This window comes from Halobacterium noricense (assembly GCF_021233435.1).
In the GTDB taxonomy this organism is placed as follows: Archaea; Halobacteriota; Halobacteria; order Halobacteriales; family Halobacteriaceae; genus Halobacterium; species Halobacterium noricense.
On sequence record NZ_CP089468.1, the window covers coordinates 1,633,850 to 1,653,907 of the forward strand.

Annotated in this window: 17 protein-coding genes; 7 read left to right on the forward strand and 10 right to left on the reverse strand. The window is 66.1% G+C overall.

What is annotated here, in order from left to right; genetic code table 11:
- Positions 1-47 precede the first annotated feature (47 nt).
- Genes LT974_RS08590 through LT974_RS08600 form a run of 3 tightly spaced genes read right to left on the reverse strand, consistent with a single transcriptional unit; the run spans position 48 to position 3,680 of the window.
- Positions 48-1,490, reverse strand: a complete 1,443-nt coding sequence (locus LT974_RS08590; protein ID WP_232587262.1) for a 2-oxo acid dehydrogenase subunit E2 — start codon at positions 1,488-1,490, stop codon at positions 48-50.
- A gap of 57 nt (positions 1,491-1,547) precedes the next feature.
- Positions 1,548-2,513 carry an alpha-ketoacid dehydrogenase subunit beta gene (locus tag LT974_RS08595; RefSeq protein ID WP_232587263.1) on the reverse strand — a complete coding sequence of 322 codons (966 nt, stop codon included), beginning with the start codon at positions 2,511-2,513 and terminating at the stop codon, positions 1,548-1,550.
- Positions 2,514-2,516: 3 nt separating this feature from the next.
- Positions 2,517-3,680: a thiamine pyrophosphate-dependent enzyme gene (locus LT974_RS08600; RefSeq protein WP_232587264.1), complete on the reverse strand. Its 1,164-nt coding sequence runs from the start codon at positions 3,678-3,680 to the stop codon at positions 2,517-2,519.
- Between the two features lie 150 nt (positions 3,681-3,830).
- Between LT974_RS08600 and LT974_RS08605 the strand changes: the two genes are divergently transcribed.
- From LT974_RS08605 to LT974_RS08615, 3 genes are all read left to right on the forward strand, one after another.
- A complete protein-coding gene (locus LT974_RS08605) occupies positions 3,831-4,919 on the forward strand; it encodes an amidohydrolase family protein (RefSeq protein WP_232587265.1) in 1,089 nt (362 codons plus the stop codon).
- Positions 4,916-5,293, forward strand: coding sequence for a Rieske (2Fe-2S) protein (locus LT974_RS08610; RefSeq protein ID WP_232587266.1), 378 nt, complete (start codon positions 4,916-4,918; stop codon positions 5,291-5,293). Before LT974_RS08605 ends, LT974_RS08610 begins: the two co-directional genes overlap by 4 nt.
- A 148-nt stretch (positions 5,294-5,441) precedes the next feature.
- Positions 5,442-6,470, forward strand: a complete 1,029-nt coding sequence (locus LT974_RS08615) for an ABC transporter substrate-binding protein (protein WP_232587267.1) — start codon at positions 5,442-5,444, stop codon at positions 6,468-6,470.
- A 68-nt stretch (positions 6,471-6,538) separates the two neighbouring features.
- Here LT974_RS08615 and LT974_RS08620 read toward each other — a convergent pair whose 3' ends face one another.
- From LT974_RS08620 to LT974_RS08645, 6 genes are all read right to left on the reverse strand, one after another.
- Positions 6,539-7,306 carry an ABC transporter permease gene (locus LT974_RS08620; RefSeq protein ID WP_232587268.1) on the reverse strand — a complete coding sequence of 256 codons (768 nt, stop codon included), beginning with the start codon at positions 7,304-7,306 and terminating at the stop codon, positions 6,539-6,541.
- Positions 7,297-8,088, reverse strand: coding sequence for an ABC transporter permease (locus tag LT974_RS08625; protein ID WP_232587269.1), 792 nt, complete (start codon positions 8,086-8,088; stop codon positions 7,297-7,299). The genes LT974_RS08620 and LT974_RS08625 overlap by 10 nt, the downstream gene beginning before the upstream one ends.
- A 2-nt stretch (positions 8,089-8,090) precedes the next feature.
- Positions 8,091-8,873, reverse strand: a complete 783-nt coding sequence (locus tag LT974_RS08630) for an ABC transporter ATP-binding protein (RefSeq protein ID WP_232587270.1) — start codon at positions 8,871-8,873, stop codon at positions 8,091-8,093.
- Between the two features lie 274 nt (positions 8,874-9,147).
- Positions 9,148-11,346 carry an LUD domain-containing protein gene (locus LT974_RS08635; RefSeq protein WP_232587271.1) on the reverse strand — a complete coding sequence of 733 codons (2,199 nt, stop codon included), beginning with the start codon at positions 11,344-11,346 and terminating at the stop codon, positions 9,148-9,150.
- Positions 11,343-11,849, reverse strand: coding sequence for an LUD domain-containing protein (locus LT974_RS08640; RefSeq protein ID WP_232587272.1), 507 nt, complete (start codon positions 11,847-11,849; stop codon positions 11,343-11,345). The genes LT974_RS08635 and LT974_RS08640 overlap by 4 nt, the downstream gene beginning before the upstream one ends.
- Before the next feature lie 39 nt (positions 11,850-11,888).
- Entirely contained in the window at positions 11,889-12,377 is a 489-nt protein-coding gene (locus tag LT974_RS08645) for a universal stress protein (RefSeq protein ID WP_232587273.1), read from the reverse strand.
- Positions 12,378-12,489: 112 nt separating this feature from the next.
- Here LT974_RS08645 and LT974_RS08650 point away from each other — a divergent pair, with 112 nt between their 5' ends.
- The 4 genes from LT974_RS08650 (at position 12,490) to LT974_RS08665 (ending at position 16,983) form a co-directional block, all read left to right on the forward strand.
- Positions 12,490-12,978: a DUF3237 domain-containing protein gene (locus LT974_RS08650; protein ID WP_232587274.1), complete on the forward strand. Its 489-nt coding sequence runs from the start codon at positions 12,490-12,492 to the stop codon at positions 12,976-12,978.
- 572 nt (positions 12,979-13,550) lie between these two features.
- A complete protein-coding gene (locus LT974_RS08655) occupies positions 13,551-14,792 on the forward strand; it encodes an amino acid ABC transporter substrate-binding protein (RefSeq protein ID WP_232587275.1) in 1,242 nt (413 codons plus the stop codon).
- An 83-nt stretch (positions 14,793-14,875) separates the two neighbouring features.
- Positions 14,876-16,366 (forward strand): aldehyde dehydrogenase family protein, encoded by a 1,491-nt coding sequence (locus LT974_RS08660; RefSeq protein WP_232587276.1) that lies wholly within the window; start codon positions 14,876-14,878, stop codon positions 16,364-16,366.
- Between the two features lie 56 nt (positions 16,367-16,422).
- Positions 16,423-16,983, forward strand: a complete 561-nt coding sequence (locus tag LT974_RS08665; protein ID WP_232587277.1) for a helix-turn-helix domain-containing protein — start codon at positions 16,423-16,425, stop codon at positions 16,981-16,983.
- Here LT974_RS08665 and LT974_RS08670 read toward each other — a convergent pair.
- Positions 16,980-20,048, reverse strand: a complete 3,069-nt coding sequence (locus tag LT974_RS08670; RefSeq protein ID WP_232587278.1) for an FAD-binding and (Fe-S)-binding domain-containing protein — start codon at positions 20,046-20,048, stop codon at positions 16,980-16,982. The genes LT974_RS08665 and LT974_RS08670 overlap by 4 nt on opposite strands.
- Between the last annotated feature and the right edge of the window lie 10 nt (positions 20,049-20,058).

The following is a 20,058-nucleotide window of genomic DNA, read 5'->3' on the forward strand; positions in this document are numbered from 1 at the left end:
TCCCCTGTCAAAAGTCCACGTGTTCGGCGGCCGTTTGCCGCCGCGACTTACAGCAGCAGGCGCGCGGGCTGCCCGAGCAGTTCCTGCACGCGGTTCGTGAACTGCGCAGCCTCCGCGCCGTCGACGAGCCGGTGGTCGACGGACATCGACAGCCGCATCGTCTCGCGGGCGACGACCTCGTCGTCGACGACCCACGGGCGCTTCGCAATCGGCCCCATCGCGAGGATAGCAGCTTCGGGATGGTTGATGATGGGCGCGGAGAACTCCCCGCCGATGACGCCGATGTTCGTGATGGTGAACGTCCCGCCCTGCATCTCCTCGCGGGAGAGCTCGCGATTGCGCGCACGGGTCGCGAGGTCGTCGATTTCCGCCGCGAGTTCGACGAGGCTCTTCTCGTCGGCGTGCTCTACCACCGGTACCATTAACCCGGCGTCGGTGGCGACGGCGATGCCGATGTTGTACTCGTCGTGGAGTACGATCTCCTCGGCGTCCTCGTCGAGGCTGGAGTTCAAGAAGGGGAACTCCTGGAGTGCGCGCGTGACCGCCTTCACGACGAATGGCAGGTACGTGAGGTTCACACCCTCCGCCTCTGCGGGGTCACGGAGGTCTTCGCGGACCGCCACGAGGTCCGTAGCGTCGAATTCGTCGTGGTGGGCGACGTGGGGTGCGGTGTACTTCGAGCGCGCCATCTGCTCGCCGATGGTCCGGCGAACCCCGCTGTACGGCACGCGCTCGCCCGACGTCGGCCCGACTCCCGCAGTCTCTGCTTCCGCGGGCTCAGCTGCTTTCCCGCCGGATTCGACGTACGCGCGCACGTCCGACTGCGTGACGAACGCCTCGCCGTCGCGCTCCTCGCTCGTGGGCACGTCGTTGATGTCGACGCCTTTCTCGCGGGCGAGTTGCCGGGTCGCTGGCATGGCGAGCGTGCGGTCGCGTGCCGCACCGTCGCTCTCCACGAGCACAGGCTCCTCCGCTTCCGTGGACTCACTCTCGGTCGCGTCTGCGGTCTGCGCAGGCTCGGCGGCCTCACCGCTGGATTCGACGTGGGCTCGGACGTCGGCAGCGGTGATGCGGCCGCCCGGCCCGCTACCCGAAACGTCGGCGAGGTCGGCGTCGAGTTCGCGCGCCAGCGTCCGCGTGCTCGGTGCTGCGAACACGCGCCCCCCGGACTCGCCCGTCTCGCTTGCTTCGCCTTCTTCGACGGGTTCGACCGCGGACTGCACTTCCTCCGCTGCTTCACCCTCATCGTCTTCAACCTCGAACGCGACGATGACGGAGTCCACGGGAACCGTCTCGCCCTCCGCCGCGTGGAGTTCTTTCACGGTGCCGTCGTAGGGTGACGGCACCTCCACGAGTGCCTTGTCGGTCTCGACCTCCGCTATCGTCTGGTCGGCTTCTACGACGTCACCGGGCTCGACGAGCCAGGAAACGAGTTCGCCCTCAGCGATGCCTTCTCCGAGGTCCGGTAGCTCGAACGTCTGCTCGGCCATACGTTGTACGCGTCGGCTGCCCCTTTCAGTATTTCCGTCTATCAGAAAACAGAGTGGTTAGACGGCGAGTGCGCGCTCGATGGCGTCGAGGATGCGCGGCGGGTGCGGGAAGTAGTAGTCCTCCATCGACAGCAGCGGCACGGGCGTGTCGAAGCCAGTGACGCGCTCGACGGGAGCTTCGAGGTACATCAGCGCCTCGTCGTTGATGCGCGCGACGACGTCCGCGCCGACGCCGTTGCTCCGCGGCCCCTCGTGGACGACGACCGCGCGTCCAGTCTTCTTCACGGACTCGACGACCGTCTCGGTGTCCAGCGGCGAGATGGTGCGGAGGTCCACGACTTCCGCGTCGGCGTCGAGTTCGTCGACAGCCTCCAGCGTCGCGGGCATCATCGACCCCCAGCTAATCACCGTGACGTCCTCGCCTTCCTGCCGGATTGCGGCCTCGCCGAGGGGGACCTCGTAGTCCTCGTCGGGGACTTCCTCGCGGAACGACCGGTAGATGCGCTTGGGTTCCATGAACAGCACCGGGTCGGGGTCGCGAATCGACGCGAGCAACAGCCCCTTCGTGTCGTGTGGGGTGCTCGGCGCGACCACCTTCAGGCCCGGAATGTGGGCGTACGCGCCCTCCATGCTCTCGGAGTGGTGTTCGAGCGCGCGCACGCCAGCGCCGTACGGCATCCGGACGACCATCGGCGCGGTGAGTTCGCCGCGGGTGCGCCAGCGGATGCGGCTGGCGTTCGTCACGAGCTGGTCGAACGCCGGCGGCAGGAACCCCGAGAACTGAATCTCGGCGACCGGCCGCAGGCCGTACATCGCCAGCCCCGTCGCGGCACCGACGATGGCAATCTCGGACAGCGGCGTGTCGACCACGCGGTTCTCGCCGAACGCTTCGAGGAGTTCGTCGGTCGCGCGGAACACGCCGCCGCTCTCAGCGACGTCCTCGCCGAAGACGACTACGTCGTCGTCGGCGTCCATCTCCGTGTGTAATGCGTCGTTGACTGCTTCTACGATAGTTGCCTGCATGAGTCACCCTTTGGGCCGCTGCTCGATGTAGTCGTACATCTCCGGGCGGCGTTCGAGGAGGTCGACGAACTCCTCGTACTGGCGCTGGAGTTCGGGCGGCATCTCCTCGTAGACGTGCGCGAAGATTTCGACGATTTCGCGCTCGGCGAACTCGTTGGCGGCATCGAGCGCGGCGTCGAACTCCGCCTCGATTTCGTCGACGATGGCGTCGTGGTCGATGTCCGCCCACAGGTCCTCGGCTTTCAGGAACTCGCGGTAACGCTCCAGTGGGTCCTGCCTCTCCCACGCTTCGACTTCCTCGTCGCTACGATAGCGCGTCGGGTCGTCGCTGGTGGTGTGGGCGTCCAGACGGTACGTGACGGACTCGACGAAGACGGGTTCGCCCTCGCGGACGCGCTCTCGGGCCTCCTCGACGGCTTCGTAGACGGCGAGCACGTCTTGGCCGTCGACGCGGATGGCATCCATGCCGTACGCCAGCGCTTTCTGCGCGATCGTGCTGGCGCCGGTCTGTTCGTCCGCGGACAGTGAGATGGCGTACTGGTTGTTCTGGCAGTAGAACAACGCGGGGACGCCGAGCGCGCCCGCGAAGTTGATGGCCTCGTGGGCGGCGCCCGTCGAAGTCGCGCCGTCCCCGAGGTACGCGGTGGCGATGGCGTCGTCGTCGCTGAGGTCCATCCCCCACGCCAGCCCCGCGACCAGCGGCAGGTGGCTGCCGATGGAGATGGCGATCTGGGAGTTGTGCTCGGCGAACGACTGCTGGCCCTCCTCGATGCCGCGCCAGAACAGAATCATGTCCTTCATCGGGACGCCGCGCATGAACATCGGCGTCCACGCGCGGCCGACGTACAGCCAGTCGTCGGGATCGAGGGTGTACGCGCTCCCGATGATGCTTGCTTCCTGGCCGCGGGTGGACCCGAAGGTCCCGAGTTCGCCGCGGCGCTGGATGCTCACCATGCGTCGGCTGAACACGCGGTCGGTCAGCATCCACCGGTAGAGGTCCCGGAACTGCTCGGCGTCGAGGTCGGGGACGTCGTCGGCGTCGTAAGACCCGTCCGGTCCCACTATCTGGTGGGTGTCGACCGTGAGGTCGTCCTGCGTGAGGAACCGGGGTTCGCCAGCGCTAACGGCAGCGTTGGCTGGGTGGTCGGTTGGAACGTTCTCGGTCATTCGACGGATACGACGTTGTGAGCGGGACTAAATAAATTAGGGGGTGGGGTTCGCTGACAGGACCGAACAAATTCGACCCGAGTAAAGATTTATTACAAATCACGCCGACCGACTGCGTATGCCGCCCGTTCACACAGCGGTGGTGAGTCGATGATAGACCCCAGCGAGCACCTCGTCGTCGACTGCGACTGGCACTACGCGGACACCTTCGAACAGGTCGCGCCGTACATGCCAGAACCGTGGAAGACGAAGTTCCAGAAGAGCGGCTGGGGTGGCACCGGCGTCAAACAGAACCTCTCGGCGTTCTTCCCCGCCTCCACGGGGAACCGCTTCAACTACGGGAAAATCGAACGCGAGTTCTCCGAGTACCCTGACGGCGGCGACGACAAACAGGACGTCGTCGAGGGCATGGACCACCTCGACATCGACGTCACCCTCCAGATTTCGCACCTCATCCTCGCGATGGGCGGCATCAGCGCCGACGACCGCCGCGTCGAGTCGTTCGTCAAGGGGTACATCGACTACATGCTCGAAGAAGTGCTCGACCCCGACGAGGGCATCTACGGGCTCGCGCCGATGCCGTACCACGACATCGACGCCTCCATCGACGTGCTCGACCGCATCGAGGACGAGGAAGCGTTCGTGGGCGTCGTGATGGTCACCGCGGGCGCGAGCCCGCCGCTGGGCAACCGCAAGTACGACCCCATCTACGAGCGCTGCGAGGAGGAAGGCTACCCCGTCGTCTACCACACCGGCGGCTCCGGGCTGGACGACTACGTCCGCGCGGGCTACCAGGACATGATCGAGACGCACACGCTGGGCTTCCTCGAATCGAACATGTCCCAAATCGTCAGCGTGGCGTGTCAGGGCGTCGCCGAGAAGTTCCCGGACCTCGAAATCGTGTTCATGGAGTCCGGCGTGACCTACATCCCGGGGCTGGTCAGCCGCATCAACGAGGAGTACCTCAAGCGCTCCGAGGAGGCTCCGATGCTGGAGAAGAAGCCCGGCGACTACATCACGGACTTCTACTTCGGCACGCAGCCCCTGGAGGTCTCGGCGCGCCCGGACCTGCTGGAGCTGTGTTTCGACATGATCGGCACCGACAGGATGCTGTACGCGTCGGACTATCCTCACTGGGACTTCGACAGCCCGAGCGTCATCACTGACCTCCCGATGCTCAGCGACGAGGACCGGAAGAACATTCTCGGCCAGAACGCCGTGGAGGTGTTCGACCTATGAGCGCCGACGACCGCGTCGAAGTCGGCCCCGCGTCGGAGTTCGAGGACGGCGACGCCGCCATCGTGCAGGTCGGTCGCGTGGACGTCGGCGTCATCAAAGCGGACGGCGAGTTCTACGCGCTGCGCAACGAGTGCCCCCACGACGGCGGTCCGGTCTGTGAGGGGAAAGTCGAGCCGCGACTCGTCGGCGAGTGGGGCGGCCCCGGCGAGCGCGTCGACCAGCACTACGACGACGACCAGTGCATCGTCTCGTGTCCGTGGCACGGCTGGTCGTTCGACGTCGAGACGGGCGAGCACATCGGCGACGACCGCTACATCCTCCCGATGTACGACGTCGTCGTCGAGGATGGACTCGTCTACGTGAACGACGAGTAACACCGCTCGCGGTCCGCTCCGTCTACGGGAAGTTCCGTTCTGGGGCTTCTTCGGGCGCGTTCCCGGGTTCCGGTTTATCCACCGACGTTCGTGTTGATTATCCAACATACAGACATCTTTTTGTAATTTGAGTGTGGTGCATGGTACGATGACACAGAGGAGCACTAACAGGCGCACGTTTCTGAAGAGTGGCACGGCTGCCGCGGCGGTCGGTCTCACGGGAATCACGGGTTGCCTCGGTGGCGGTGGGGGCGGCACGTCGAGTCTCACCCTCGCGTTCACCGTCCCGGTCGAGAACCTCGGGTCGCTGTTCGACATCCCGGACATCCGCGACCAGGTGTCGAACGCGGGCGACGCCTACGAACTCAGCGTCACGCGCAACGAGAGCACGCCCGACTCGCTGAACTCGATGGCGGCCGGCGAGGTCGACCTCGCGCTGCTCACCACCGTGAGCTACGGGTCCGCGGTGCGCGAGGAGGCGGTCCCCGGAAACATCTCGATGATTTCGACGGACTTCTGGGACGCCCACTCCGAATGGTACGGCTTCACGATTTTCTCCGGGCCGGACACCGGCGTCACCGAACCGGCCGACCTCGAGGGCGCGAACGTCGCGCTGAACTCGCAGGGGACTGGGGTCCACGCGGTCGTCCGCAAGGCTATCACGAGCGCGGGGCTTGACCCCGAGAACGACGTCAACATCGTCGAGATTCCGTTCCCGTCGATTACGTCGGCCATCAACGACGGCCGTGTCGACGCCGGCATCTACCCGGCGCTGTTCGCGGGCGGCGCGCGCGCCGAAGGGTTCAACGAGGTCGTCGCGAGCCAGGACCTCTGGGACGAGGCGTACCCGTTCGCGTACACTGTCGCGTCCAACGACTCCCTCGACAACAAGTCCGAGGCCATCGAGCTGTTCGGCGAGGACCTCGCGGAGCTCGTCGAGTACAGCTACGACAACCGCTCGGAGGTCGTCTCGCTGGCCGCCGAGCACTTCGAACTCCCCGAGCCGGTCGTCGACGGCTTCTTCCTGAACAACAACGACTACTACCGACAGGACATCAACGTCAACATGGACCGCCTCCAGAGCACGATGGACGAGCTCGTCGAGATGGGCTTCCTCGAGGACACCTTCGACGTCACCGAGTACGCCACCAACGACTACGTCCCGTCGATCAACTGAGACCGAGGCACAGCCGGTTTCGACCCGATAGACACTTTTTGCGCGCGCCGGGAGGAAAAGAGAGAACGCTACGTCCAGCGAAGCAGCCGGCTCCGAGCGAGTCGGAGCAGCCGGTCGAGGAACAGCCCGACGAGCATGATGGCGATGATGGCGGCGTACGTCTGCGTCGACTGGAACGACCGCACGCCCTCGATTTCGAGCGCGCCGAGGCCGCCGCCGCCCGCAATCATCTCGAAGACGAACGTGATGATGAGCGACAGCGGCAGCGCAATCTGGATGCCGGTGACGATGCCCGGAGCGGCCGCGGGGAGGACGACCCGCCACAGCAGCCGCGTGTCGCTGGTCCCCATCATGCGCGCCGCCCACACGAGGTTCTTCTCGACCTGCTTGGTCGCCTCTCTGGCGTTCACCGCGATGGGCCAGAACGTCCCCACGGCGACCATGATTATCTTGGACATGTCGCCGATGCCGAACCACAGCATGAACACCGGGATGAGCGCGATAATCGGCACCGGATAGCCGATTTTGATGATGGGGTCGAAGAACCAGTCGGCGACTCGGTTCCGCGCGCTGAGCACGCCGACGACCACGCCGAACACCACGGCGATGGCGAGCCCGACGAACGCGCGTTTCAGCGTGAGGTAGGCGTTCTCCAGCATCTCGCCGGACGCAGTTAGTTCGTAGAATCTCGCGAGGACGTCCGACAGCGGCGGCAGGAAGTAGTAGTGAATCATCCCGAGCTGGGTGACGACCTCCCAGAGCACGAGGATGATGACCAGCGAGTAGACGGACTTCAGCGCGCTGACGAGGTCGAACCGGCGGACGTTCACGTCCATACTAACACCCGTTCACGGAGGATTTCGAATCCACGGACGGCGAAGTACGCGACCGCGGAGATGACGACGATATTCGCGAACATCGTCGGGTAGTTGCCGATCTGGCCGGCCGTCAGGATGAGGTAGCCGATGCCCTGGTCGGAGGCGATGAGTTCCGCGCTCACCAGCGCGATGAACGCGATGGGAACCGCCTGCCGGATGCCGGTCATTATGTCGGGAATCGTGGCCGGGATGATGACCTTGACGAACAACCGGCGGCCCTCGGTCCCCATCATCTTCGCCGCCCACACGAGGTTCTGGTCGACGTTCTCGGCGGCGTTGTACGCGTTCATCACGATGGGGAGCAGGCACGCGAGGAACACGATGAGGACCGCGGTCTCGGTACCGACGCCCAGCCAGAGAATCGCGAGCGGGACCAACGCGGTCTTCGGAATCGGGTACGTGAGCGCGAGCAGCACCTCGAAGAAGTTCTCGACGGGGTCGAGGCGGGCCATCCCGATGCCGAGCAGCACGCCGGCGGCGATGCTCAGTCCGAGGCCGACGCCGATACGGTACAGTGAGACGAACAGGTGCGAGAACATCGTGCCCTCCACGATGAGCACCTGTATTTCGCCGGCAACGATGCTCGGCGATGGCAGCACTTCCGCGGGAACGACGGTCCCGCTGGCGTACTCCCACAGGAGCGCGAGGACGGCGAGCGGAATCCAGTCGAAGACGAACTTCCCGGCGCGCCGGACGGATTCCGGGACGCTGTCCGTCGACTGGACGGTGGCGTTGCTCACGGTTACGGTTGCACCTCCGGTTGGGTCTCCTCCCTGAGCGACTTCCAGACCTCGTTTTTCGTCTCGGTGAACGCGTCGCTGGTGATAATGTCCTCGCGGGACTGCGAGCGGTCGATGTCGACCTCCGTGACGGTCTTCTTCGTGCCGGGGTGGCGGGTCATCACCATCACTGTGTCCGAGAGGTAGACGGCTTCCTCGACGTCGTGGGTGACGAAGATGACGGTCTTGTCGAGGTCACCCCAGATGTCGATGAGTTGGTCCTGGAGGTCCTCGCGCAGCGGTTGGTCGAGCGCGCCGAACGGCTCGTCCATCAACAGAATCTTCGGGTCGTAGGCCAGGGTGCGCGCGAGCCCGACGCGCTGTTTCATCCCGCCGGAGAGCTCCTTCGGGTAGTTGTCCTCGAAGCCCGAGAGGTCCATCATGTCGATGTACTTCTGGGCGGTCGAGCGGCGCTCCTCCTCGGGCATGTCCTGTTCTTCGAGCCCGTAGGTCACGTTCTCCATGACCGTCCGCCACGGGAACAGCGCGTAGTCCTGGAAGACGACACCGCGGTCGGTTCCGGGACCGTCGATGGGCGTCCCGTCGATGTCGATGGTGCCGGAGGTCTCGTCGAGGAAGCCGGCGACGAGGTACAGCAGCGTGCTCTTCCCACACCCGGACGGCCCGACGACGCTGACGAACTCGCCGCCGTCGATGTCGAAAGAGAGGTCCTCGACGGCGATGGTCCGCTCGGAGCCGTCGTCGTACACTTTTTCGAGGTTGGATATCGTGACGTTTCCGTCCATGAGTTCAGTTCAACGCTCGTTTCCGCGGGCGAACCGTCGTTCGCTCGGGGTCTGTGCCTTCGGCTGGATGGGACCGTGTCGGGCCTGTGCGCGGTGGTGTGCGGACGTGGTCGTGGGACTGCAACCCACGCTCACTGTGGTGGAGTGTCACACTGCACTTGAAGTAGTAACCGTATAAAAAATTTTCCCGTAACGCGGGCATCGGGCGCGCTGCGGCGTCGTTTCAGCGCGTACGCACGGCCGGTGAGCCGCCCCGATTCGGCTGGCTCGCCGGCTACTCCGGCGCGACGAGTTCGACGGGGTGTGTCGACGCCTGCGGGAGCAGCGACCCGAGTTGCTCGTGGCAGGACGCGCCACTGGCGACGAGCTCGCGCTGGGCGACGTCCTGAGCCTCGAACTGGTCGGCGAGCGTCTCCCCGACGTCGACGCTGAGCTCGTAGTACTCGGACTTGTAGCCGAAGCTCCCCGCCATCCCACAACACTCCACGTCCGACGTGACGACGTCGTAGCCGAGGCGCTCGAACACCGCCTCCGTGTAGACGTCGACGTCGAGCGTGCGCTGCTGGCAGTGGCTGTGGAACGCCACCTCGCCGCCCGAGGCGAGCAGGTCGGCGTCCGCGCCGTTCTCCAAGAGGCCGTAGACGTACTCCATGACCTCGTAGCTGTGCTCGGCGAGGCGCTCGGCGCGGTCGTCGTCGAGGAGGTGCTCGTACTCGCGGCGGAACGCCGCCAGGTCCGAGGGTTCGACAACGACCACGTCGCGTCCCGAATCGAGGTGCGGGTCGAGACTGTCGGCGACGCGTTCGGCGTTCTCGCGCGCGGTTGCAATCATCCCCTGGGAGAGCGGTGCGCGCCCACTCTCGTGGCACGGTGCGACGGCCACGTCCACGCCGAGCGCTTCCAGCGTCCGGACGGCGGCCTTCCCGCGGTCGACGAGCACGTAGTTGGTGTAGGCGTCCGGGTAGAGGACGACCTCGCGGTCGGCGTCGCCGGCAGCCGGGAGCGGGTCTCGGGCCTCGAACCAGTCCACGAGCGTTTCGCGCTGGAACTCCGGGAGGTCGCGGCGGCGGTCTACGCCCGCGACGCGCTCCATCACCGCGCGCGTCGGCCCCCAGTCGGCGAGCCAGTTCGAGACCGGCGCGGTCGCGGAGCCGAGCTTCGCGAGCGTCCCGAAATTCCCGAACAGGCGCTTCTGGAGGTCCACGCCACCCGGGTCGGCGTCCGGCGTGAGCCCCTCGACGAGCCAGTCGAACTCCGCGTCTGCGCCGCGGTTGATGCGGTCGCGGACGACCGTGTTGATCCACGGAATGTCGATTTTCACCGGGCAGGCGTCGACACAGCGCGAACAGCCCGTGCAGAGGTCGTTGAACTCCGCCGCCGAGTCGAGGCCGTGGACGCCGGCCTCCCAGCCGGTCGCGATGCCACCAGTGTACGTCTCGCCGCCGAACGCGTGCCCGCCGACGTGCTGGAAGTTCGCACACGAATTCGCGCACGCGCCACAGCGGATGCAGTACAGGGTCTCCCGGAGGTCGTCGTCCTCGCGCATCTCCGTGCGGCCGTTGTCCAGCAACACGAGGTGGAACTCGCGGTCGTCCGTACTCGCGTCCAGTGGTTCGTCCGGCTCGTCGAAGTCCACGACCGGCGAGTCGACGGGCGGGGAGAGCAGCGAGAGGTACGTCGCGATGTCCTGGCCGCCGGCGGCGCGCGCGATGAGTTCCGCGAACGGCGGGAAGTCGTCGACGCTCGGAATCAGTTTCTCGATGCCCGCGACCGCGACGTGCGTGTCCGGCGTGACCGCGCACTTCCGGGCGTTGCCCTCGTTGGTGACGAGCGCGACGGTGCCCGACTCGGCGAACACGAAGTTCGCGCCGGTCATCCCCACGTCGGCGTCCACTATCTTCTCGCCGACGTGGTCGCGCGCGAACTGCGTCAGGTCCTCGGCGGTTTCGAATGGCTCGTCGGGGTCGAAGTGAGCGTTGAACAGCTCCGCGATGTCCTCGGTGGACTTGTGGAACGCCGGCCCGACGAGGTGGGAGGGCGCTTCGTCGGCGACCTGCACGACGAACTCCCCGAGGTCCGTCTCCGTGACGTCGACGCCTGCGTCCGCCAGCGCGTCGTTCACGTCGATTTCCTCGGTCGTCATCGACTTCGACTTCGCCAACGTCTCCGCGCCCTTGGACTCGGTGACCTCCGTGATGTAGCGGTTCGCGTCGGCGGCGTCGTCGGCGACGTACACTTCGCCGCCGTTGGCCTCCACGGACTCCTTGACCGTCTCGACGAGTTCGGGGAGGCGCTCGATGGCGTCCTCCTTGATGGCGCGGGCCGCGTCCCGCAGCTCGTCGATGTCGTCGCGGTGGCTGTTGGTCTCGTAGCGACCCGCGTTGACGTGCGTAGTGTTCTCGAAGACGGCGTCGCCCTCGGTTTCGAGCAGGTGGCGAATCTTCGCGGCCTTGCGCTCGCGGTCGGCGCTCATCGGTCCGTCACCACCACTGCGTGCACCGACTGCGGGCCGTGGACACCGTGGACGAGTTCGCCCATGTCGGCGGTGGCGCTGGCACCCGTCGCCAACACCGCGGCGTCGCGGCCGGCGTCGAACTCCTCGCCGAGCCACGACGCGGTCTCCTCGACATCCGCGTGGAGGTCGCTGGCGCGGACGACGCCGACGTGTGTCCGCGGGTAGAGGCTCACCGGTTCGGTGCCCGCGGCGTCGGCCTGAATCACGAAGCTCCCGTGGTCGACGATGCCGTGGACGCGTGTCACGCCAGTTTCGGCCTCCCGGAGCAGGCGTGGCGTCGGCGGCAACTCGACGGCAGTATCGTCCAGTGAGACGCCGTCAATGCCGAGTGGGACGCCGACGGCCGGTGCATCGACGACGTCGTCGAGCGCCGCGGAGAACTCCGCAGCCTCGACGCGGGTGCAGGCGACGTCGGCGGCCGCTAGCGAGGACGCGAACTGGTCTATGGTGTCCGTTCGCATGTCACGTACATCCTCCCAGACCGGGCTTATGTCTACCGGTCACTCTTCGGTCATGACCGTCACGACCGGAACCGACGCGTTGAGGAGGAACGACTGGGTGGAACTCCCGAAGACGGCCTTGCCGACGGGCGTACGCTTCCGGCCGCCGACGACGAGATACGTCGGGTCGCGGTCGTCGACGACACCGAGCACCTCCGAGACCACTTCGCTGACGCGCCCGACGTACGAGACGTCCGTCGGAGAGTCGTCGAGCGTCTCTGTCGCGACGTCGCGAGCGACGCCGCCGGCATCCCGGCGCGCCTGGTCGATGGAGTACGACTCGCCGTCGTTGCCGCCGTACTCGGTGCCGGACGCGGTCGGGAAGCCGAAATCCGGCGTCTTCCCGCCGCTGGCGCGCTCCTCGTAGGTGTCCTGTGGCATCACGTGGACGACGACGAGTTCTTCGTCGTACTGCGTGGCGAGGTCGGCACCGACCTCGACGACCCGGTCTGGAATCTGTTCGCCGTCGACTGCTGCGACGATGGCCATGCACGGCGGTTCACAGTGGGGGACCAAAAAGTACACCCCGAAATCGGCGGCCCCGTGGCTCTCGGATAGGCCCCTGAGTAGCAATTATGTATCCCGAGGCGAACACGGGGGTATGCCAGGAGTTATCGACGAACACAGCAACGAGCACCTCACACCGTCGCTGGAGCACGTTCTCGACCTCGACATCGAGGTCGCCGACCCCATCGAAATCGGGGAGACCGGGAACGGCGAGCGCCGCATCATCCAAATTACCGACGGGACAGTGTCGGGTCGCATCGACGGGCACGTGCTCCCCGGCGGCGCGGACTACCAACTCTACCGCACCGAGCGCCCCACGGAACTAGTGGCGAAGTACGCCTTCGAGACGGACAGCGGCTCGCGCGTCTACGTGGAGAATCGCGGCATCCGGTACGCATCCCCCGAGGACAGCCGCCGACTGCGCGACGGGGAGGAAGTCGACCCCGAGGACGTCTACTTCCGCTCGGTGCCGGAGTTCGAGACCGCCGACCCGGAGCTCGACTGGCTGACCCAGAGCGTGTTCGTCGCGACCGGCGTCCGCCAGCCGTACGGCGTGAAACTGGCAGTGTACCGCGTCGCCTGACCAGCGACCGAGTCGTGCGCGAGAGACGCGTCGTGTGGTGGCAAAACACTCACTCTTCTGAGTGTATCCAAAAATGATACAAACGTTGAAATACATAGTGTGGTCGTCAAACCACCGCCGCGAGTCGTACTAGCTAACCGCAGGGAGTGACACCGAGGACACCTGACACCGGAAGAGTAGTCGATGATAGTCCTTATATACCCATTATATACAAATATACGCCAAATAATAGGGCAGTGTAGCAAGTAAATATCTATACTTGTTGGGAAAGCCGCGCTGACGGTTTGGCATTCGATATGGAGTGGCGTGACTGTTGTGTACGACTGACGAGACTGAACGACCGCTGTCTCGACCCGAGTTTTCAATCGTAATAGTAGTCTGTACTTCCGAGTAGTTTGGATACTGCGCCGAGATGAGGAGTGATTACTGGTGTAGAATCCGTCGATGAACGAGCGACGAAAATCGCGGCACCTGCGGGAGGTCATATACTGGTAAGCGTTCGGGCGAGGTTAGCTCACATACAATTCAATTCTAACGGAAACATTTAACATAATGATTGTCGAGTAGGGTGTATGGGCACGTTTGACAAAGGCCAGACGCGGCGGTCGTACCTGAAGTCGGCCGGCGCAGCCGGCGCGCTCGGCATCACTGGACTGGCAGGCTGTACAGCCTTCGGTGGCGGCGGGAGCAACGATACGATTACCGTCGCGGCCGCGGTTCCGGAGACGGGGCGGCTCTCCTCGGTCGGGACCGAGATGCTGCGCGGCTACGAACTCGGCGTCGACGTCATCAACGAGAACGGCGGCATCGACGGCCAAGAGGTCGAACTTATCGTGAAAGACGACGAGAGCGACCCCACGACGCTGCGCCAGGTCATGCAGGAGACCCTCAGCAACAACGACGTCGACATGATTTGGGGGAGCTTCTCCAGCCCGCTCGTGATGGCGGGCAGCGCGCTCGCCGAGAACGAGGGGCTGCCGTTCCTCGCGGTCGCCACCTGCTACGAGGCGCCACTGACCGACGAAGGCAAGGAGTGGACGTACACGCCGTTCCCGAAGACGCGGGACGTGACGCGCGCGACCACCGGCATGCTAGAGCTGGTCCCGGAAGCCGACCGCCCCGAGCGGGTCGGCATCTGGGAGGAGAACTCCGGCTGGGGCGAGGAGATGGCCGAAGCCTGGGAGACGAAGCTCTCGGAGGCCGGCTACGAAGTCGCGATGCGGGAGACGTACAACACGGGCAACCAGGACTTCTCGACGCTCATCTCCCAGTCCGAGAGCGCGAACGTCGAGGCGCTGGTTGCGTGCCCGCAGCCCCCGGACGGCATCACGGCGATGACCCAGATCAACAACAGCGGCTACACGCCCGACTTCATCGAGTTCGTGCGGGCGTCGGACCCGCAGGCGTGGTGGTCGGCGCTCGGCGAATCGGGCAACTACGTGACGATGTGCCCCGGCTGGGCCCCCGGGATGACCGGGAACGGCAACCAGACGCTGCTGGACACCTACCGTGCGAACACGGAGGACGCGGGCGAAAACGCCGTGCCGCGCGTGATGGTCGGCGTCGGCTACAACCTCGTACAGACCGCCCAGCAGGCGCTCTCCGGGGCCGAGTCCACGGAGCCGGACGCGATTCGGTCGACACTCGACGAATCGGAGTTCCAGACCGTCATCGGCGAGTTCAGCTTCGACGAGTACGGCATGCCCGAGCCGGGCCAGCTATCGGCCGCGAGCGCGCAGTGGTGGAACGGCGACCAGCAGCTCGTCTACCCGCAGACGGAGAACGCCGCGGACCTGCGCTTCCCCATCGAGTAGCGATAGCAGGAACAGCCGGTAAGATGCGGTAGTCCACGCCCGCGCGCGTACTTTTATCTGAGACGGCTCACAATCAGTAGACGATGTCACTGGAACTTTCGATCGACGCGGACTGGAGCGAGCAGTTCATCGGCGGCGAGTGGGTGGCCGCCGACAGCGGGGAGACCATCGCCGTCGAGGACCCTTCGACGCGCGAAACGGTCGCCGAAGTTCCCGAGGGGACCGAAGCCGACGTCGACGCCGCCTACGAGGCCGCCGCCGAAGCACAAGAAGAGTGGGCACAAGCGCCGCCTGCGCAACGACAGGAAGTCCTGGAGAACGTCCTCCACCTCCTCGAAGAACACGAGGAGGACATCGTCGGCCTGCTCGGCCGCGAGGCCGGCGGCTCCGCCGTCATGGGCGGGACGTCCGTCCACCTCGCCAGCGACCAGACGAACGAGGCGGCGACCCTGCCGCGGCGGATGAAAGGCGAGCACGCCGCCTCGAACATCCCGGGCAAGGAGAACATCGTCGAACGCCAGCCGAAAGGCGTCGTCACGGTCATCTCGCCGTGGAACTTCCCGCTGAACCTCTCGATGCGCGCCGTCGCGCCCGCCATCGCCGCCGGCAACAGCGTCGTGCTCAAGCCCTCCACGAACACCCCCATCGTGGGCGGGCTCCTGCTCGCGAAGCTCTTCGAGGAAGCCGGCCTTCCCGAGGGCGTGCTGAACGTCGTCACCGGCCGCGGCTCCGAAATCGGCGACCGCGTCGCCAGCCACCCCGAGAGCTCCGTCGTCGCGTTCACCGGTTCGACGCCCGTCGGCCGCCACGTCGCGGGGCTCGCCGGCGAGAACCTCGCCGTCCCGGCGATGGAGCTCGGCGGCAACAACGCCCACATCGTGACTGCGGACGCGGACCTCGACCAGGCCATCGATGCGGCAGTCTTCGGGTCGTTCGTCCACCAGGGCCAGGTCTGTATCTCCATCAATCGCCACCTCGTCCACGAGGACATCTACGACGAGTACGTCCAGAAGCTCACCGAGCGCGCGGAATCGCTGCCCGTCGGGAGCGCCCACGACCCGGAGACGGTCGTCGGGCCCATCATCGACGAGTCCCAGCGCGACGAGATGCTCGAATACGTCGAGGAAACTATCGACGCCGGCGCAACCCTCGAAACCGGCGGCGAAACCCTCGGCGTGGAGGGCGTCTCCGACTCGCTGGTCGTCGAGCCGACCGTGCTCTCGGACGTGACGAACGACATGTCCGCGGCGTGCTTCGAGCACTTCGGCCCCATCGCGCCGGTCATCCCGTTCTCGGACGTCGACGAGGCCGTCGAACTCGCCAACGATACGGAGTACGGTCTCTCCGGGAGCGTGCACGCGGGCGACCTCGGAACGGGTCGGGAGATTGCCGACCGGATGGACACCGGGATGGTCCACGTCAACGACCAGCCCATCAACGACGAAGCCCACGTGCCGTTCAGCGGGACGAACGCGTCCGGCGTCGGCGGCTACAACACCACGGACTTCCTCGACGAAGTCACCGAGCAGAAGTGGATTAGCGTCCAGCACGAACCCCGCGAGTACCCCTTCTAGCGGGGTCGGGGCCGCCAACCAGTAGGAATTTCACGGCCCCCGCCCGACTCACGGGCATGCCAGCGAACGGGCCAGACGACTCAGTCTCCCCCCGAAACATCGTCATTCTGAAGGTGCGCGTCGCGAACCCGACCGCGTCGACGCGCGAACTCAGCGGGATTCTCGCCGACGAGTACGGCATCGAACTCTCCCACAATCGCATCAGCGAAATTCTCCGCGAGATGGGCGAAGACGGCCTCTACCGGGAGACGGTCATCCCCGACCAGAGCATCTTCAACCACTACCTGTTCCGGCTGTCCTTCCACTACCCGAACTTCGCCGACCAGTGGGAGGACTGCTACTGGGCGCTCCGTGACGACCCACACGTGTTGATGTTCTTCAACGCGGACTCGGAGTACCACTGGCAGTTCATCACGCAGTTCCGCGACAACGACCACATGCAGCGCTGGATTCACGAGTTCTTCAAGGAGTTCGGCGGGTTCATCTCGGGGTTCCACAACACCGTCCTCCATCAGGTCCACAAGTTCCAGACGGACGCCGCGGTGTTCGACGAGATGCTGCGCGAAACCGAGGAAGGCCGACAGTATCTCGCGGAGAACGAGAGGACTGAGAGCTAGTTCTGGACGGCTGCGGCGAGCAGTTCGACGGGCGTCGGCGGGCTCTCGCGGTCCTCGGGGACGAGGTCCGCGGCGTCACGGGCGTCCTCGTCGAGCATGTCGCCGAGCTGGGTGCGGCAGGACGCGCCGGGCGCGACCGCGAGTTCGCCGTCGCTGTCGTCGAGCTGGTCGACGAGGATGTCGCCGATTGCTTCGCTCATGGCGTGGTGTTCGGCCTCGTAACCGAACGTCCCGGCCATCCCACAGCACGTCGAGTCCACGGGGTCGGTCGCGTAGCCCGCGCGGCGCAGCACGCCGACCGCGTGGTGGTCTTTCTTCGTCGCCTTCTGGTGACAGTGGCCGTGGTAGGACAGCGACGCCTCGGGCGCGCTCCACTCGACTTCCTCGCCCAGCCGGAACACGTCCAGATACTCGCAGACGCCGTACGTGTTCGCGGCGAGCGTCTCGACGGTGTCACCCGAGAGCAAGTCGAGGTAGTCCGACTGGAACATCACGGCGTCGGAGGGCTCGACGAGCACGACGTCCCAGCCGTCGGCGACCCGCGGTTCGAGCGCCGCGACGTTCTGCCGAGCGGTCTCGCGGGACTTGTCGAGGAAGCCCTTCGAGTGAGCGGGCCGGCCGCTGTCGGTGCGGTCGGCGAGGTCGACGTGGACGCCCGCGGCTTCGAGCACCTGGACGGCAGCCTTCCCGATTTCGGGGTGCGCGTAGTTCGTGTAGGTGTCCGGGAACAGCACGGCCTTCCGGTCGGCGTCGCCGGCCGGGACGGTCGTGCCGCCGCGCGCGTCGAACCAGTCCTTGAGGGTCTCGCGCTCGAAGCTCGGGAGCGTGCGCTCGCTGGCGATACCCACGGTCTTCTCCATCACCGTGCGAGCGCCCGGCACCTTCGAGACGAGGTTCGAGACGGGCGCGGTCGCGCTGCCGAGCGCGGCGAGCGTGTCGACGTTGGCGAACAGTTTGTCGCGGACGCTGGCCCCCTCGCGCTGGTGGCGCTCGTGGGTGACCTCGGCTTTCATCTTCGCCATGTCGACCTCGCTAGGGCAGTCTTTCGCACAGCCCTTACAGCCGACACAGAGGTCCAGCACTTCCTCGGCGAACTCGTCGCCGGTCGGGTCGTCCGGGAGGTCGCCGCTCATCGCCTGCCGGAGCATGTTCGCGCGGCCCCGCGTCGACGTGATTTCCTCGTCGGCGGCGCGGTAGGTCGGGCACATCACGCCGCCCGTGGTGTCCTGCTCGGTGCGGCAGCCGCCACAGCCGTGGCAGAGTTCGACCATGCCGCGGAGGCCGTTCTCGTTGTCCCAGTTGAGTTCCGCGTCGAAGCCCGCGTCGAACTCGTAGTCGGGGCTGAACCGGAGGTTCTCGGTCATGTCGACGTCCCCGCAGACCTGCCCGGGGTTGAGCAGCCAGTCCGGGTCGAAGGCGGTCTTGAGGTCTCGGAACGCGCCCCAGAGCTGGTCGCCGTAGAGTTTGCGGTTCCACTGGGTGCGCGCGCGGCCGTCGCCGTGCTCGCCGGAGACGCTCCCGCCGAACTCCACGACCATGTCGGTGACGCGGTCGGCGATGTCCTCCATCGCCGCGAGATCGGTCTCGGATTTGGTGTTGATGAGCGGGCGGACGTGGAGGACGCCCGGGCCGGCGTGCGCGTAGAACGACGCGAACGTGTCGTTGTCGCCGAGAATCTCCTGGAAGCGCGTGACGAACTCCGGGAGGTGTTCGGGCGGAATCGCGCAGTCCTCGATGAACGAGATGTGTTTCCCGTCGCTCGTACGGCCCAGCAGAATCGGCATCCCGGCCTTGCGGAGCTTCCAGTAGGTCGCGCGCTCCTCGTCGTCGTGGGCTTCGAGGGCGTCGAAGGCGTACCGGTCGCCGCCGCCAGCGACGTCGGGTTCGCCGCCGTCGTGGCCGCCCGCCACGCGATCGGCGACGAGGCTGGCGGTCTTCTCCTGGCCGTCCTCGTCGTCCTCGGCGTAGAACTCCACGAGCAGTGCGGCGCGCGTTCCTTCGGGGAGCAACGCGGTGACGTCCTCGAACTCCGCGGTGTTGCTGGCGAGGTCGATGAGCGTGTCGTCGATGAGTTCGACCGCCGCGGGGTCGTGGTCGAGGACGTGCTGGACGTCGGTGACGGCGTCGACGACGCTCTCGTAGGTCAACAGCGTGACCGACTTCGTCTCCGGAACCGGTTCGAGGGAGACGGTCGCCTCGGTGACGATGGCCAGCGTGCCCTCGCTGCCCGCGAGCAGGCGTGCGAGGTTCACGGTGCCGTCGTTGGCTTCGTCGACGAGCCGGTCGAGGTTGTAGCCGGAGACGTTGCGCTTCATGTCCGGGAAGCGCGCTTCGACCTCGTCGGCGTGATCGTCGAGGATGGCGACGACGCCCGCGTAGACGCGCGGCAGGAGGTCGTCGGCGTCCGCGTCGGCCTGCTCGCGGAGTTCCTCGACGTCCATCTCGCCGAGCGTCGCGGTCGACCCGTCCGCGAGCACGACCTCACACTCCTCGACGTAGGCGTCGGTCTTCCCGTACTTCAGGGAGTGCGCGCCCGTGGAGTTGTTCCCGATAGCGCCGCCGACGGCGCTCCGGTTGCCGGCTGCGGGGTCGGGCGCGAACTTCAGGTCGTGTGGGGCGAGCCGTTGGTTCAGGTCTTCGAGGACGGTGCCCGCCTGCACGTGGGCCTCCCGGCCCTCGGGGTCGACGTCGATGATGCCGTCCATGTACCGCGTGAAGTCGAGGACGATGGCCTCGTTGACCGCCTGGCCCGCGAGGCTCGTGCCGCCGCCGCGGGGCAGCACGGGAATCTCGCGCGTGGCGCAGTAGTCGACGACCGCCGCGACGTCCTCGGTGCCGGTGGGGAAGACGACGCCGACCGGCGTCACCTCGTAGGCGGACGCGTCGGTCGCGTACAGTTGGCGCGTGTACGTGTCGAAGCGCACGTCGCCGGCGACGCGGTCCTCCAGGTCGTCGACGAGTCCGGGTCGCTCGACGTCGCCACTAACGTAGTCGTACTCCGACCGGTCGTCCGCCGCCGGGGGCGTCGCGTCGCGCCCCGGGACTCCGTGTTCGTTGGAAGCCATCTGGTTGCAA

Excerpts from the sequence above, each read along its gene's own strand:
- LT974_RS08615 (WP_232587267.1), top strand. The coding sequence starts at position 5,442 with ATGACACAGAGGAGCACTAACAGGCGCACGTTTCTGAAGAGTGGCACG.
- LT974_RS08610 (WP_232587266.1), top strand. The coding sequence starts at position 4,916 with ATGAGCGCCGACGACCGCGTCGAAGTCGGCCCCGCGTCGGAGTTCGAG.
- LT974_RS08665 (WP_232587277.1), top strand. The coding sequence starts at position 16,423 with ATGCCAGCGAACGGGCCAGACGACTCAGTCTCCCCCCGAAACATCGTC.
- LT974_RS08645 (WP_232587273.1), bottom strand. The coding sequence starts at position 12,377 with ATGGCCATCGTCGCAGCAGTCGACGGCGAACAGATTCCAGACCGGGTC.
- LT974_RS08655 (WP_232587275.1), top strand. The coding sequence starts at position 13,551 with ATGGGCACGTTTGACAAAGGCCAGACGCGGCGGTCGTACCTGAAGTCG.
- LT974_RS08600 (WP_232587264.1), bottom strand. The coding sequence starts at position 3,680 with ATGACCGAGAACGTTCCAACCGACCACCCAGCCAACGCTGCCGTTAGC.
- LT974_RS08635 (WP_232587271.1), bottom strand. The coding sequence starts at position 11,346 with ATGAGCGCCGACCGCGAGCGCAAGGCCGCGAAGATTCGCCACCTGCTC.
- LT974_RS08595 (WP_232587263.1), bottom strand. The coding sequence starts at position 2,513 with ATGCAGGCAACTATCGTAGAAGCAGTCAACGACGCATTACACACGGAG.
- LT974_RS08620 (WP_232587268.1), bottom strand. The coding sequence starts at position 7,306 with ATGGACGTGAACGTCCGCCGGTTCGACCTCGTCAGCGCGCTGAAGTCC.
- LT974_RS08640 (WP_232587272.1), bottom strand. The coding sequence starts at position 11,849 with ATGCGAACGGACACCATAGACCAGTTCGCGTCCTCGCTAGCGGCCGCC.
- LT974_RS08660 (WP_232587276.1), top strand. The coding sequence starts at position 14,876 with ATGTCACTGGAACTTTCGATCGACGCGGACTGGAGCGAGCAGTTCATC.
- LT974_RS08590 (WP_232587262.1), bottom strand. The coding sequence starts at position 1,490 with ATGGCCGAGCAGACGTTCGAGCTACCGGACCTCGGAGAAGGCATCGCT.
- LT974_RS08605 (WP_232587265.1), top strand. The coding sequence starts at position 3,831 with ATGATAGACCCCAGCGAGCACCTCGTCGTCGACTGCGACTGGCACTAC.
- LT974_RS08650 (WP_232587274.1), top strand. The coding sequence starts at position 12,490 with ATGCCAGGAGTTATCGACGAACACAGCAACGAGCACCTCACACCGTCG.
- LT974_RS08670 (WP_232587278.1), bottom strand. The coding sequence starts at position 20,048 with ATGGCTTCCAACGAACACGGAGTCCCGGGGCGCGACGCGACGCCCCCG.
- LT974_RS08630 (WP_232587270.1), bottom strand. The coding sequence starts at position 8,873 with ATGGACGGAAACGTCACGATATCCAACCTCGAAAAAGTGTACGACGAC.